17 protein-coding genes and 2 pseudogenes are annotated in these 14,591 nt (G+C 35.3%); 14 read left to right on the forward strand and 5 right to left on the reverse strand.

What is annotated here, in order from left to right; translation table 11 throughout:
• Nucleotides 1–277 precede the first annotated feature (277 nt).
• On the reverse strand, nt 278–718 hold the full coding sequence (locus tag LOK41_RS11405; RefSeq protein ID WP_241816556.1) for a YaiI/YqxD family protein: 441 nt from the start codon (nt 716–718) through the stop codon (nt 278–280).
• Between the two features lie 272 nt (nt 719–990).
• On the opposite strand from LOK41_RS11405, the gene LOK41_RS11410 reads away from it, so the two are divergent.
• Nucleotides 991–1,194, forward strand: a complete 204-nt coding sequence (locus tag LOK41_RS11410; RefSeq protein WP_481748807.1) for a hypothetical protein — start codon at nt 991–993, stop codon at nt 1,192–1,194.
• A 96-nt stretch (nt 1,195–1,290) separates the two neighbouring features.
• Here LOK41_RS11410 and LOK41_RS11415 read toward each other — a convergent pair whose 3' ends face one another.
• From LOK41_RS11415 to LOK41_RS11430, 3 genes are all read right to left on the reverse strand, one after another.
• Nucleotides 1,291–1,668 carry a hotdog domain-containing protein gene (locus LOK41_RS11415; protein ID WP_241816557.1) on the reverse strand — a complete coding sequence of 126 codons (378 nt, stop codon included), beginning with the start codon at nt 1,666–1,668 and terminating at the stop codon, nt 1,291–1,293.
• Between the two features lie 264 nt (nt 1,669–1,932).
• Nucleotides 1,933–2,223: a DUF3784 domain-containing protein gene (locus LOK41_RS11425; RefSeq protein ID WP_241816558.1), complete on the reverse strand. Its 291-nt coding sequence runs from the start codon at nt 2,221–2,223 to the stop codon at nt 1,933–1,935.
• A gap of 22 nt (nt 2,224–2,245) precedes the next feature.
• Nucleotides 2,246–3,118: a LysR family transcriptional regulator gene (locus tag LOK41_RS11430; protein WP_241816559.1), complete on the reverse strand. Its 873-nt coding sequence runs from the start codon at nt 3,116–3,118 to the stop codon at nt 2,246–2,248.
• A 192-nt stretch (nt 3,119–3,310) separates the two neighbouring features.
• Here LOK41_RS11430 and LOK41_RS11435 point away from each other — a divergent pair, with 192 nt between their 5' ends.
• The 8 genes from LOK41_RS11435 to LOK41_RS11470 all read left to right on the forward strand — a co-directional run bounded on the left by LOK41_RS11435 (nt 3,311) and on the right by LOK41_RS11470 (nt 10,743).
• Nucleotides 3,311–4,027 (forward strand): (Fe-S)-binding protein, encoded by a 717-nt coding sequence (locus LOK41_RS11435; protein WP_241816560.1) that lies wholly within the window; start codon nt 3,311–3,313, stop codon nt 4,025–4,027.
• A complete protein-coding gene (locus tag LOK41_RS11440) occupies nt 4,024–5,436 on the forward strand; it encodes a LutB/LldF family L-lactate oxidation iron-sulfur protein (protein WP_241816561.1) in 1,413 nt (470 codons plus the stop codon). The genes LOK41_RS11435 and LOK41_RS11440 overlap by 4 nt, the downstream gene beginning before the upstream one ends.
• A 1-nt stretch (nt 5,437) precedes the next feature.
• Nucleotides 5,438–6,127 (forward strand): LutC/YkgG family protein, encoded by a 690-nt coding sequence (locus tag LOK41_RS11445; RefSeq protein WP_241816562.1) that lies wholly within the window; start codon nt 5,438–5,440, stop codon nt 6,125–6,127.
• A gap of 40 nt (nt 6,128–6,167) precedes the next feature.
• Complete coding sequence (locus tag LOK41_RS11450; RefSeq protein ID WP_241816734.1) at nt 6,168–7,517, forward strand: MFS transporter; 1,350 nt, start codon at nt 6,168–6,170, stop codon at nt 7,515–7,517.
• Nucleotides 7,518–7,638: 121 nt separating this feature from the next.
• On the forward strand, nt 7,639–8,484 hold the full coding sequence (locus LOK41_RS11455) for a MerR family transcriptional regulator (RefSeq protein ID WP_241816563.1): 846 nt from the start codon (nt 7,639–7,641) through the stop codon (nt 8,482–8,484).
• Between the two features lie 63 nt (nt 8,485–8,547).
• Nucleotides 8,548–9,558, forward strand: coding sequence for a C45 family autoproteolytic acyltransferase/hydrolase (locus tag LOK41_RS11460; protein ID WP_241816564.1), 1,011 nt, complete (start codon nt 8,548–8,550; stop codon nt 9,556–9,558).
• A 155-nt stretch (nt 9,559–9,713) separates the two neighbouring features.
• Nucleotides 9,714–9,995 carry a MazG nucleotide pyrophosphohydrolase domain-containing protein gene (locus tag LOK41_RS11465; protein ID WP_241816565.1) on the forward strand — a complete coding sequence of 94 codons (282 nt, stop codon included), beginning with the start codon at nt 9,714–9,716 and terminating at the stop codon, nt 9,993–9,995.
• Nucleotides 9,996–10,077: 82 nt separating this feature from the next.
• A complete protein-coding gene (locus LOK41_RS11470) occupies nt 10,078–10,743 on the forward strand; it encodes an HAD family hydrolase (protein ID WP_241816566.1) in 666 nt (221 codons plus the stop codon).
• 76 nt (nt 10,744–10,819) lie between these two features.
• On the opposite strand, the gene LOK41_RS11475 is transcribed toward LOK41_RS11470, so the two are convergent.
• Nucleotides 10,820–11,155, reverse strand: a complete 336-nt coding sequence (locus LOK41_RS11475) for a winged helix-turn-helix transcriptional regulator (RefSeq protein WP_241816567.1) — start codon at nt 11,153–11,155, stop codon at nt 10,820–10,822.
• Nucleotides 11,156–11,278: 123 nt separating this feature from the next.
• On the opposite strand from LOK41_RS11475, the gene LOK41_RS11480 reads away from it, so the two are divergent.
• The 5 genes and pseudogenes from LOK41_RS11480 (at nt 11,279) to LOK41_RS11500 (ending at nt 14,590) form a co-directional block, all read left to right on the forward strand.
• Entirely contained in the window at nt 11,279–11,809 is a 531-nt protein-coding gene (locus LOK41_RS11480; protein ID WP_241816568.1) for an NAD(P)H-dependent oxidoreductase, read from the forward strand.
• Nucleotides 11,810–12,294: 485 nt separating this feature from the next.
• Nucleotides 12,295–12,698: pseudogene (locus LOK41_RS11485) on the forward strand (NUDIX hydrolase).
• A gap of 52 nt (nt 12,699–12,750) precedes the next feature.
• Nucleotides 12,751–13,096: pseudogene (locus tag LOK41_RS11490) on the forward strand (AMP-binding enzyme); the annotation flags it as partial.
• A gap of 173 nt (nt 13,097–13,269) precedes the next feature.
• Nucleotides 13,270–13,827 (forward strand): GNAT family N-acetyltransferase, encoded by a 558-nt coding sequence (locus tag LOK41_RS11495; protein WP_241816570.1) that lies wholly within the window; start codon nt 13,270–13,272, stop codon nt 13,825–13,827.
• Between the two features lie 40 nt (nt 13,828–13,867).
• Nucleotides 13,868–14,590: an alpha/beta fold hydrolase gene (locus LOK41_RS11500; protein WP_241816571.1), complete on the forward strand. Its 723-nt coding sequence runs from the start codon at nt 13,868–13,870 to the stop codon at nt 14,588–14,590.
• Nucleotide 14,591: the final 1 nt, after the last annotated feature.

Consider the following 14,591-nt stretch of genomic DNA (forward strand, 5'->3'; position numbering starts at 1 on the left):
GTAAGAAAAGATGGCGTTTTTTATTTTTGGAAGTGTTGTGAGAACAGTAAAATTTGTTTAAGTTATAAATTTTAATTTAACGACCTTCAACAATCGGGCGCGTTTATTTAGAAACGCGTCTTTACTTTTATATTAAATCATTTGTACCATTAATACGATACATCAAATAATTTTAATGTTTATTCATGCGAGTATAGTGTAAGGCTTAAAAAAAGAACTGAAATACTTGTCACAATATTATTTTTCTAGGTTTTCCTTAATAATGGACGATTCATTTTTAAAGTGAAATTGCTCTTTTAAAAAGCTCCCTAAATTTCTCCCTATCTTCTGATGTAAATGGTTTTGGCCCCTTTGTACGCTTTCCGCTTTTTCGAGCCATTGCACTCAAATAACGTGTTTGTAATAATTGATCAATGTTTTCATTTGTATAGCTATACCCCTTATGGTGAAGAACCGTACACCCTTTTGCTAAACCTAGCGAAGCAAGACCATAATCTTGTGTAACGATTATATCTCCTTTTTCTGCTAACTTCATAATCCGATAATCCGCAGCATCTGCTCCAGAATCAACATAAATCTTTTCCACTCCTGATGGTTGTTCCGCATTAGAAAAATGAGAGAAGCTAGTAACAAGGATAATAGGAATTTTAGCATTCGTACCTTCAGTGATAATAATATCTTTTACCGGACAAGCATCTGCATCAACATAAATTTTCATCTTTATCACTCCCATAAATAAGTTCGAGTTGATGATAATGGCAGATTTAGCTTTTGTCAAACGAAGATGCTTTACCCAAAATCATAAAAAAATAGTTATTCTATTAAAGGGCGCTTTAATGGAATAAGGATTACAGAAATAATCAAACTTTTTTATAAAACCAAAACTTAAATCAGCTGGATATGAAACCATTTTGAATAATCTTTTTTTCGAAACACGCTCTTTTCTATGATCGTTTATCAAGGTTATTCGTATCAATTTGATCAAACTTTATTTTAAAGCAACAACTAAAGTGTATAGAAACTAGATTAGATTTAATAACAAAGGAAATGGGAATTAGAGAGGTAGAACCTGAAATTAATCATGAACTAAGACAGCTTGTGAAAGATGGAGAAAAAATTATGGCAATTAAGAAGGCACGAGAAGCATTTGGGTATTCATTGATTGAAGCGAAGGAATATGTTGAAAATTTATAACGTTATAGATAGATGTGATAATGTGAATTGTACTGAATGGAAAGAGAAAAAAGATAAGCGAATTTGCTTATCTTTTTTCTTTCGCTCTGTTATATTTTAAAGTATTACACCTGAAAAGTCGCCTTTTAATACTACCTTTTTATTCTGATTTTCACATAAAAAGGATACAATAATGTCTGATCTATTGTTTTCTTGCCTTTCGTATTTTTCAATTTTAGCTTTACAAATTATTGTATCTCCTGTAAATACAGGTCTTACAAACTCAAAATTCATAGTACGAGCTAGTACGTTATGATCTCCACCTATTTTCGTTGGTAGGGTTGCCGTTAGTAACCCTTGAGTTACAAGTCTGCCCTGTTCGTCTGGGGTTATATGGTGAATCCCTTCATCACCTGAAACCTCTGTAAATAATTCAACATCCTTTACTGTAAAGGTTCGTTCAAATGTAATGATATCTCCTACTTTTAAAGTCATATAAATCTCCCCCCACTAAAGTTTAAAGACCATTATGGTTAATTGTAATCTGAATGTTAAAACAATATTGGACAATGTTTAACAATTGCATAAACCGTCATACGTTTTTTTCATTTCATTGATTAGATGACCGCTAACAGAGGATGTATGTTCAATAGAGTGTTTCTCTCATTGAAAAGCTTGTTCTTTTTTTCTTTGAGACAGGTTGTTCATATGTTTCAATAAGTTATTAAACGCAGTGCTCACCATTTCTTTTTAGGTATTTTAGTGCACCATTCTCGTATTCACGTAAGCCGCTAATACAACATGTCCAATGATAATAATAGGAACAATTATTTGTGTATTTGGTGTAGTGAAGACGCTACCGATTGTTGCAGCAGCACCTGCACCTAAATTGTAAAGCCCAACTATGTTTGCTAGTTTTTTCTTATCTTTGACACGTCTTTCATTAAAACCAGATAAGAGCCAAGTATATTGCTTCACGCCTATAAAGTAAGATAGTGCGAAAGAGATTATAGCGATAATACATAATGATGGAGAAGCAAAGAGAGCCATAGTTTCACCTCCGAAATCATTCTTACGTGCATTCTATAAATCGTCTAGCACTGTTAGAGAGCTTCCGATCTTTTAACCATATAATTGATGATTCAGATTGGAACGGAAAATCTATTAAATCTACAATTCTAATAAATTCTTGTGGGATATAAGATATGGCACTTTTGGGGAGAATTGAAGCTCCGATTCCTGCCATAATGAGCATAAGTACGAATGCAGAGTCAGGACATTCGCACGCTATATTTAATTTTATACCACGGCGATTACATTCATCAATGACGAGTTGATGATAGCTATCTTCTTTATCTTTATGTAATAGTAAAAGGGGGATATGATGAAGTTCGTTTATGGAGATTGGAAGTTGTGAGTTATGTAGTTCCCATTTAGCGGGCGCGACTAATACGAACGGCTCTTTTGATAAACAAATGCTTGAAAAAATCTCCTTATTAAAAGGAGTACGCAAGACAGCGAGCTCGATATTCCGATTTGCTAGATGCTCTGTTAAGTATAAAGGGCCTCCTTCCCATATTTTTAAGTTCACATTCGGATAGTTTTTTTGAAAATAACGGATTTTTTCAGATAGAAAAGGAATGCAAGAATGAAATGCTCCAATAGATAGATTTCCTCTTAACCCTTCACCGGTATCTTTAATCTCTGTAATTGTTTCCTCTAATTGTCCGATAATACTTTTTGCTTTTATATATAAGATTTTACCTTCTTCAGTTAAATGCATATTTCGGCCGCTTCTTTCAAATAGGCTTACTGATAATTCTTGTTCTAGCAACGATAGTTGTCTGCTTAAAGGTGGCTGCGCCATATGCAATCGATGAGCAGCACGAGTAAGCTGCCTTTCTTCAGCAATTGCAATAAAATATCGAAGTTGTCTTATATCCATTTTTAACCCTCTTTCTATACCTTTTTTGTATACAAAAACAACCTTATAAATAGTTTTTATATAATACGTCACATGATATCATAAATGAAAGATTTTAAAAATAGAAAATTCTAAAAATTAAAAATATAAAAGTGCTTTTAGTAGATTCACAACTGAAAAGTATATGACACAGTTTCGAGGAGGAAATTTTTTATGAAAGTTTCGTTATTCATTACGTGTTTATCAGATGTGTTTTTTCCTCAAGTAGGTAAGAGTGTTGTGGAAATTATGGAACAGTGCGGAGTAGAAGTGGATTTTCCTGAAGGACAGACTTGCTGCGGTCAACCTGCTTACAATAGTGGATACCAAAAAGAAGCAAAGCTAGCAGCAAAGCAAATGATAAAAGCATTTGAGCATAGTGAATATATTGTCACTCCTTCTGGATCTTGTGCTAGCATGGTTCATCATTATTATAAAGAGCTGTTTAAGGACGATCGTAAATGGTATGAAAATGCAGTGCATTTAGCGAATAAGACGTATGAGTTAACGGATTTTTTAATAAATGTACTCGGGAAAAGTGATTTGAATTCTAAGCTAGATAGGACAGCGGTTTTCCACCAATCTTGTCATATGAGCCGCGGACTTGGGATAAAAGACGAACCGCTAGAGCTACTTTCACAAGTAAAAGAGCTAGATGTAAAAGAATTACGATATTGTCAAGATTGCTGCGGTTTTGGCGGGACTTTTGCAGTGAAAATGAGTTCGATTTCTGAAACAATGGTTGATGAAAAAATAAAATATATTGAGGAGGCGGGAGCTGATCTCTTAATTGGAGCTGATATGGGGTGTCTTATGAATATTGGCGGGCGACTTAGTAGGAAAAATAAAGAGATTCAAGTGTTACATATAGCAGAAGGGCTGGAGAAATGAGCGTAGTGCAGGAACTAGAATTTTTGGGAAGAGTAGATAAAGCATTGCACGATTCGCAAATGAGAAGTGCGGTTCCGTTTACACAAGATAGGCTGCGGATAGGAAGGGAACAAGCTACATCTGAATTAGGAAATGTTGACGAATGGCGTGAAGCAGCATCGGAAATTCGGATGCATACAATTGAAAATTTAGATAGTTATTTAGAACAGTTAGCCATAAATGTTCGGAAAAATGGGGGGCATGTTCATTTTGCTTTGAAAGCCGAAGATGCCGTATCGTATGTTTCTGAAATTGCAAGAAAAAGAGGAGCAAAATCGGTTATTAAATCGAAGTCTATGGTTTCGGAAGAAATACATCTGAATCAAAACTTAGAAGAGATGGGATTAAAAGTGGTAGAGTCCGATCTTGGAGAATATATCATTCAATTAGCCGGAGAAGCTCCATCACATTTAATTGCCCCGGCCATTCATAAGACGAAAGAACAAGTAGCGGAGCTTTTTTCTAAGGAGGCTGGTAGAAAGATACCCGTTGATACAGATCAGTTACTACAATTTGCTAGGGAGAAATTACGTAAAGAATTTTTAGAAGCGGATATTGGTATCTCGGGTTGTAATTTTGCTGTTGCGGAATCTGGATCTGTCGTTCTTGTAAGTAATGAAGGAAATGCTCGCCTTACGACTACATTGCCAAAAGTTCATATCGCTATTATGGGAATGGAACGTCTTGTCCCGACATGGAAAGATCTTGATGTTGTCGTTTCCATGTTAACAAGAAGTGCTACCGGTCAAAAAATTACATCCTATGTAACTGGAGTGAATGGACCACGTTTACCGGAAGATAAGGATGGACCTGAAGAATTTCATTTAATTATTTTAGATAATGGTCGTTCGGATATTTTAGGAACCGCTTACCAAGAAGTACTCAAATGTATTCGCTGCGGAGCGTGTGTAAATGTTTGCCCTGTATACCGCAATATTGGAGGACACGCTTATGGAAGTGTGTATAGCGGGCCGATTGGTGCGGTGCTAGCGCCTTTATTAGAAGGGTATGAAGAATTAAAAGAATTACCTTTTGCATCTAGCTTGTGCGGGGCATGTACAGATGTTTGCCCAGTGAAAATTCCGTTACACGACCTTCTCATTGAGCATCGTAAAGATGAGGTGGAACAAGGGTTTATAACGAAATTTGAGCAACTAGCTTTTAAAGGTTTCGCGTTTATGGCGAGTCATCCTTTTGTTTATGAGAAAGGTGTTAAAATGGCACATGCTGGTTTATCTATTTTTGCAAAAGACGGTTATATTGCGAAAGGACCTGGTCCATTAAAGGGGTGGACAGAGAGTAGGGATTTTCCAAAACCTGCGAAACAATCATTCCGAGATTGGTGGAGAAAAGAAAAGAGGGAGTCATAACATGACAGACGTACAAGAATCTTTTTTAAACAATATTGCACGTAGACTAGGGCGAAACCGCCGCTCTGGGGTAACTCCGCCTAAGTGGAATAACAATCCGCTTAGAAACTTTCCTAAAGAGATAGATCGCGAAACGTTAGTAGAACAGTTTATTGCAAATTTACATGCATTACATACAGAAGTAAGTCACATATATCGCTCAGAAATAGAGAATACCCTTCAGTACATTGCGGAAAAATTTGATGTTCAATCGGCGGTGTACTGGGATGATGAGAGATTACACCAGCTTGAAATAGGAGAATATTTAACGAAAAATTTCATCTCTCATCGAATTTGGCAAAATAAAAACGATGAAAGGGAACTACGAGACTATGTAGCTCGGGCTGATATGGGAATTACTTATGCTGAAATGGGACTAGCAGAAACGGGAACGGTTGTTTTATGGAATGGTGGTGGGCGTGGACGTTTAGTTAGTGTTTTGCCGCCAGTTTATGTGGCAATCCTTTCGGAACAAACAATTTATAGACGTTTAACAGAAGGAGTAGTAGCAGTACATGAATACGTTCCAAATGGACTACCTGCTTGTATTAACTTTATCACTGGTCCAAGCCGGACGGGTGATATTGAAATGGAGTTAGCTTTTGGAGTTCATGGCCCTGGAAAGGTTCATATCATTCTATTAAAAGATTAGAGAGAAAAACAAAAGTATACGAGGGGGAGTGGGGAGTTTGATGAAGAACAAATTCCGCTATTATGTTTTTGCGATGCTTACGTTAATTACAATGGTAAATTATATTGATCGCGGAGCTATCGCCTATGCACAGTCTTTTATTATAAAAGAATATGGCTTTGATCCGAAGGAATGGGGAGCAATATTAGGCTATTTTGGTTACGGTTACATGATTGGTTCTTTATTAGGAGGTATTTTTTCAGATAAAAAAGGACCAAAGTTTGTATGGATTGTAGCAGCGACGACATGGTCTATTTTTGAAATTGCGACAGCTTTTGCTGGAGAAATAGGAATGGCCGTTTTTGGGGGCTCTGCTTTAGCGGGATTTGCTCTGTTCCGCGTATTATTTGGATTCACAGAAGGGCCATCTTTCGCGGTTTCGAATAAGACAGCAGCAAACTGGGCAGCTCCAAAAGAAAGAGCTTTTCTAACATCACTTGGTTTTGTTGGTGTTCCGTTAGGTGCAGTATTAACTGCACCTGTGGCAGTTATGTTACTCTCTTTTACAAGCTGGAAAATGATGTTTTTCATCCTTGGTGCAATTGGAATTGTATGGGCGATTATTTGGTATTTTACTTTTACGAATATGCCTGAAGATCACCCGCGAGTAACGAAAGAAGAACTAGCTGAAATACGAAGTGCTGAAGGAGTGCTTCCATCAGTAACTGTTGAGAAAGGGACGAAAAAAGAGCCGTGGTATTCATTTTTTAAAGTGCCAACATTCGTTATGGTTACATTAGCATATTTTTGTTTTCAGTATATCAATTTCTTAATATTAACGTGGACACCAAAATATCTGCAAGATGTATTTCACTTTCAATTATCTTCTCTCTGGTATCTTGGCATGATTCCTTGGCTTGGCGCTTGTATTACTTTACCGCTAGGAGCGAAGTTATCTGATCGTATTTTACAGAAAACAGGAAACCTTCGTTTAGCTCGAACAGGATTGCCGATTATTGCTTTATTCCTTACAGCTGTTTGCTTTAGTTTCATTCCAGCGATGGATCATTATGTGGCTGTACTAGCGCTTATGTCACTTGGAAATGCATTTGCTTTCTTACCAAGTTCATTATTTTGGGCAATCATTGTCGACACAGCTCCTGTCCAAGCGGGAACATATAGTGGAATTATGCATTTTATCGCGAATATCGCGACAATCTTAGCTCCGACTTTAACTGGATATTTAGTTGTAAGCTACGGCTATCCTTCTATGTTTATCGTAGCTGCCGTATTGGCCGCTATTGCAATGGGAGCGATGGTGTTTGTGAAACCAGGGCAGCAAACTAGGACTGAAAGTTTGTTTAACTGGAGGAGTAAGGAGAGACTAGAGGAGCCTCGTACGAACATTTAAAATCATTTTCATGGAAAACGAGTTGTATGTAAACTCGTTTTTTCATTTGTCTAAAATGAATGATTTTTATAGTAAAATATGAGTTGAGTGGAAAAAATTGAAAAAAGGTTGGGGGTCATGTATGTATACAGTTGGACAGTTTGCAACAATATGTGGTGTATCTGTTAAAACGTTACATCATTATGATGCAATTAATCTTGTAACACCTTTGCATACTGATGCAGTAACAGGGTATCGATATTATGATTATGAGCAAATAAAAACGTTACAATATATAAAAAAGCTAAAGAGTTTCGGTTTTTCATTACAAGAAATAAAGAAGGTTTTACAAAGCGGTAATAATAGGGAGTTAGAGAATCGATTACGGGAGAAAGCTCTGCAATTAGAAAAGAAAATGATAAAAATACAACAAGCTTTAGGACAAATCAATCAATCTATTGATGAGTTGAATACTAGTGCTCCGTTTGTAACGGTTTCAAATATAACAGAATGCTTTGAAGAAATACGAGAAAGGCAATGGGTTTATGGTATTCGAGAAAAGATATGTACACGAGAAATCGATTTTGTTGTAAAAAAATTGTTTGAAAGGTTATATGCATATGGGCTAGAAGTAGATGGGAAAATGATGACAGTTTTTCATCAATTTAATAAAGGGAATGTACCAATAGATTTAGAAGTTTGTGTACCTATAAAAGAGTACGATTGTGAGCTTTCAAATATTCGGTGTTTAGAAGGAGGAAAACATATTTGCGCGATTATAAAAGGCCCCTATTCGGAATTAGGAATCGTATATGAAAAAATAATGAATTTCATTGGAGAAAAGGGATATGTAGTAAAGGATTCACCTTTTGAAGTGTATGAACAGGGAGTGTTTACTGAACAAATCGATTATAGAAACATTCGGCCTGATTTCAAACATAAACCGTTACAATTTATAACGAAAGTATGTTTTCCTGTAGATTCGTAATTGACCCTCCTGTTACAGGAGGATATATCCTAGCCTTAGTAAGAGAAAAGGAGAGGATTATATATGTATCATCCAAGGTTACGCGGAACACATTATGAGATGGGAAAACATTACGGGAGCATGTTATATAAAAATGGATTTCGGTTTCCAAAAGTGTTAGAAGAAAAATTAGCTTTCGGAAAGAAAAGTCATATACTATTAAAAGATTTTTATCCAGAATTCATAGACGAAATGAAAGGGTTTGCTGAAGGGTGTCATGTAACCTATGAAGAGGTAAGTTCACTTATATTGAGTATAGGTGTATTTGAGCCAAAGGCGCAATGTAGTATATTTGCATTTTATAACGGTTCAGAAGTGATTATGGGAAGAAACTATGATTTGATTTTAGATATGAAAAAATATACAGAGAGTTCTCTCGTTTGTCCTCACGATAAATATTCGTACGTTGGACATTCTGATGTATTTTTAGGGAAAGTAGATGGGATGAATGAACAAGGATTGGCAGTGGCAATTACGCTTGTACAAAGTGAATATAAAGAAGTGGGATTAAATTTTTATGTGGCAGTTCGAAAAATATTAGAAAATACAAGTACGGTAGAAGAGGCGATACATATTTTAAGAGAATTCCCGTCTTCCATCTGTAATAATTACTTATTAGCAGACAGGTCAGGGAATATAGCAGTAGTAGAAAAAGCGCCACATAACATGTTTGTACGGAGGCCGAGAGGGGATGAAGATTTTATTATTTGTACAAATCATTTTGTAAGTAAAGAAATGGTAGGTTTACAACAAAATGTTGATCATGATTGGAGTAAATCTCAAAATAGATTTGTTTATATAGAAGAACAGTTAAGAAAAAATTCACAGTTAAATCGAGAAAGTGCGCAGGATATCTTATCGAATAGTAAAGAGCATGTTTGTTTAAACTTAAAAAAATATAATTTTGGGACGTTATATTCTGTTGTATATGAATTAAATGATTTGAGAATACATCGTACAGAAGGGCAGCCGAGTCGCTGTAAATATAAAGAAAATAGAAGATTGATAGAAGAAATTCATAAAGTGAAACTTTAATCAGTGGGAGGCTTTATCCCCATTGATTATTAGTTGAACCAATCGGGCTTTTACGAGCAGTTGATCCCTCATTTAACTTCTTTGCTTTCACTGGATTTTGAGGTTGGGATCTTACTGCCCGTTAATGCGGGATAAAAAGAGAAGGGGAGTATAAAATGAAGCTTTCTGAATTTCAACAGTATGTAGCAAACTTTAGTAAAGAAAAAGGATTTGCTGATACGACGATTGAGAAGCGTACAATGTATTTAATGGCGGAACTAGGAGAATTAACAGAGGTAATTATAAAGCAAAGTGAAGGTAAGGATGCCAAAAGAGAAATAGGCTTAGAAATGTTTGATGTCATTTGGAATGTATGTGACTTAGCGAATAAATTAGAAATTGATTTAGAGAGAGCATTTCAGGAAAAGATGGAAATCAATCGGAATAGAGAGTGGTAAAGATATAGTTGGATGGTATAACGCTAACATGAGATAATAACGCAAGGAATTCAAGTAGGCAGGATTGTAATGGAGGAAGAAAATGAATTTGAAATATAAATGTTTAATACTAGACCATGACGATACAGCAGTGAAAAGTACACCGGATATACATTATCCATCATTTGTAGAAGCTTTAAAAGATTTAAGGCCTGATGAAACGCCATTATCATTAGAAGAGTTTATTTCAAATTGTTTTCATCCTGGTTTTTTGAGTTTGTGTAAAGATATCATTGGTTTCACGCCAGAAGAACAAGAGCACCAACAAAAGGTTTGGAAAAAATACACAGAATCGAAAATTCCAGACTTTTATGAAGGATTTCCTGAATTGGTACAGGAGTTTAAGAGACGGGGCGGAATTGTAACGGTAGTTTCCCACTCTGAAAGTAGTCGCATTAAGAGGGACTATGAAAAGCACTGTGGGTTTGTTCCAGATGCAGTGTTTGGATGGGAACTAGAAGAAAATCAAAGAAAACCACATCCATATCCAGTGAAAAAGATTTTGTCTATGTTTGATCTACGTGAAGATGACGTCATCATATTAGATGACTTAAAACCTGCACTGGAAATGGCAAGAAGCTGTAACGTTACATTTGTTGCAGCTGGCTGGTCCCATCATATTCCGGAAATTAAGAAGCAAATGGAAGAGGGATCAGATTATTATTTTGAGAGTGTAGAGCAGTTTAAAGAATTTATTTTTGGAGAGTAAAGGTTAAAAGAACTTGGTAATATGCCAAGTTCTTTTTTTGTACATGAATTAGATTTATAACATTTGCTGTGCTAACTCAATTAGTTGTTTTCTTGACTTGATGATCTTTTCCCCATTCACACATTTCATTCATAATTTGTATTAAAGATTTTCCGTATTCACTTATTGTGTACTCCACCCTTGGTGGAACTTCTTGATATACAGTTCGATGGATAATCCCATCAGCTTCAAGCTGCCGTAATTGTTGCGTCAGCACTTTTTGTGTAATGTCAGGGATGGCACGTTTCAGTTCGTGAGTCCGTTTCTTATCCTCCATAAGAATGCATAAAATACTACTCTTCCATTTTCCACCGATGACTTCAAGGGTAGTAGTGATAGGGAAGTTGTGATTCTGATTCTGATTCATCTTCATATTACACCTCCATAGGTACTTTGAGGTTCCTATAGTACCTGAAAGTACGTACTTTTCAATTATATGTAACTAATACATACTAATACTAAAGGATTTCATTTTTTATAAGGGGGAAAATAATTGATGAAAACACTTGTAATTGTAGCACATCCTAATATTGAAGAGTCACGGATTAATAAAAGATGGAAAAAAGAATTAGAGAAATATTCGAATGAGATAACAGTACATGAATTGTATAAAGTAGCTCCTAATTGGGAGTTCGATGTTGAGCATGAACAAAGGCTATTAGTAGAACACGATCGCTACATATTTCAATTTCCGTTCTATTGGTATAGTTCACCACCATTATTAAAAAAGTGGTTTGATGATGTATTAACGTACGGTTTTGCTTATGGTTCTACAGGAGATAAAGTACGTAATAAAGAATTTGGTTTGGCGATTTCTATAGGTGGATTAGAAACGCAGTATAAGGATGGGTTTACAATGAAAGAATTAACAAAACCATTTCAGGCGACTTGTCTATATACGGGGATGAAATTCATACAAACATTTATGTTGTATGGAGCAGAGTACGAACTAAAAGATGAAGATATCGAAAGAAGTGCAGCTGATTATGTTAAATATATTATGAATAAAAGTAATCTTTATATATGATTTAAAATATCCCGATTCCTTTTAAGGTATTGGGATATTTTTCATGTAATGTATTGGTTTGGAATAAAGTTTGAGCAAAGTGGATTCTGTTTGTCTGGATGAACATTTCACTTTATAAAAAAGTTTGCTTAAAACGTAAGTAGAAGCCTCGTTTTTATGCAAGGTATATTATATTTTAAATCGTGTACTTACATACTGAAAAAATAGATACTCCTATCTGTTTTAAATATATATTCTTCATAATCGCATGCATAATAATCTCCTGTTGGAATGTTCAATTAAAAGGCCAGTTGTAATGAGATAATAAAGTTGTTTAAAAAATAATAAAATCATTTAAAAACAAATAAAGGTTTTATAAAGTATAGAAATGGTACTTGGGGTATTTGTATCGTATACTTCTATAAATAAAGAATAAATTTAAGTGTGGGGCTGATTAAGTGTTTAAATATAACGTATGTTTCTTAAAAAGTAAGGATAAAGTCTTGATGTTGAATCGTGAAAAGGCACCGATTATGGGAGTGTGGAACGGTGTTGGTGGTAAAAATGAATTAGGTGAAACTGCTGATGAGGGTGCAATTCGTGAAGTGTTTGAGGAAACAGGATTCAAGGTAAATCAGTATTATTCAAAGGGTATCATTACATGGGATACTAGTGATTGTAAAAAAGATGGATTATATGTGTATTTATTTGAAGTAGATACAATATTAGGTAGTGAATCTATGAAAAAACAAGAGAAGGTATTCTCGATTGGAAGCACATTGATTGGATACTGAATCCCTCTAATTTAGGGATTGCTGAAATGGTAAAGGAATATTTACCTGTTCTATTAGAAAAGGCAGGTGATTATTCATTCGAATATAAAGATGACGTATTAACACTTGTAAAATAAAAGTTTTTACATAAAGATTTCATAATTAAACATTTTTATTATCTATTTTTGAATAGATGAAGATGGTTTCTTATATAATGGGACGATATAAAGATGTAATTGTACATGGCGGCGATAATGTATACCCAGATCAAGTGGAAGAAGTGATCCACGAAATGAATGGTGTATTGGAAGTCGCTGTGGTAGGAATCACTGATGAATTTTGGGGAGAAATTCCAAGGGCTTATGTCGTCAAAGATATTCACACATCTTTAACAGAAGAAGAGGTTATTTAGTACTGTAAACAAAAATTAGCAAGTTGCAAAATACCGCAAGTAGTGTTTGTTGAGAGTTTACCGAAAAATGCGTTAGGTAAAGTATTGAAGAGAGAGTTGAAAAGTGGTGTTGTAATAAAATAAAAATAAAAAGTCCAGTTATGTTTTGTACATAACTGGACTTTTGTTTATTTCGATATCGTATTGATTTACTAAATTTTGTAATTCTATTAAAATAGTAAAGAAAATTCTAATGATAAATAATATTTTTTCGGAAATAGAATTTAGAGAATTGAATATGAAAGAAGAGATGAACATTGAGAAAGTCATTGTTACAAGTAGAGACGGAACGACTTATCATTCGTCCTTTTCAAAAGGGGGATTATGCAAGTTGGTATGAAGGTTTTAACAACCGTTTCCCATCTCAGTATAAATACGATGATGGTTATCGAGATATGTCGTCCTTAGCAAAAGAATGGTTTACCGAATGGATACAAGGGTTTCATGAGTCGGCAAAACGAGATGAAATGTATGTGTTAGGAATTTTTCGTAAAGACGATGGTGCGAATATCGGAAAGATAGAGCTTATTAAAATTTTACGAATGGACTATCAATGGGCAATGATGGGATATTCGATTCATAATCAGTATTGGAAAAAGGGCTATGGGTTAGAAAGTGTACGGGCCGATATGGGCTTATTCTTTGATCATCTTAAATTCCACCGCATTGAACTGCATATAAATGTTGATAATGAGCCATCGATTCGTCTGGCGGAAAGAGCGAGGTTTCTGTTTGAATGTACACGAAAAGAGTTTTCCTTTGAAAATAGTGAGTGGACTGATTTTTTAATCTATTATAAAAATCAAGTGGACTGATAAGTCAGGTTGTAAAGAAATATAAACGGAGGGGATACATTTGGAAGAGCAATTCATAGAGACGAGTGGATTCCGCTTATGGACAGCAAAGCAAGGACAAGGAATTCCTGTCTTACTCATAAGCGGCGGACCAGGTTGTGCCGCTTATTTAGAACCAGTCGCAAGTTTAATAGACGATATATGTGAAGTAATTCGATTCGATCCTAGAGGATGTGGGCGTTCTGAATCCGATGATACAGGATACGGTGTAAAAGAATGTATAGAAGATATGGAAAGAATACGAGAACATTACAAAATTAAGAAGTGGATCGTTATGGGGCATTCGTGGGGAGCTGATTTAGCTCTTGCGTATGCAATATTACAGCCCAATTCATTGTTAGGACTTGTCTCCATTTCAGGAACCGGCATTCAAAATGATCGAGATTGGAAACGTGCATATGAAGAGGGAGTGAAAGGGAAACGGGAGACTTGTCCAGATTCGGTGTATTCTTACAATAAGGAAGTGCACCGTTCTTTAATAAGTTCTTGGCGACGTTTTATTAAACAACAAAATGTATTAAAAGAGATCTCACAAATTCACATACCAACTCTATTTATATATGGGCAGAAGGATATACGACCATCTTGGCCTATTTTACAAATCGCATCTCTTATAAATGGAGCGAAAGCTACTGAAATAGTAGAAGCTGAACATTATATTTGGATGCAAAATGAAAGTAGACTTAGAGAAGAGTTGCGAAAGTATGTAAGCGAATCCTTTTAGG

The organism is Bacillus sp. TL12 (assembly GCF_022625245.1).
In the GTDB taxonomy this organism is placed as follows: domain Bacteria; phylum Bacillota; class Bacilli; order Bacillales; family Bacillaceae_G; genus Bacillus_A.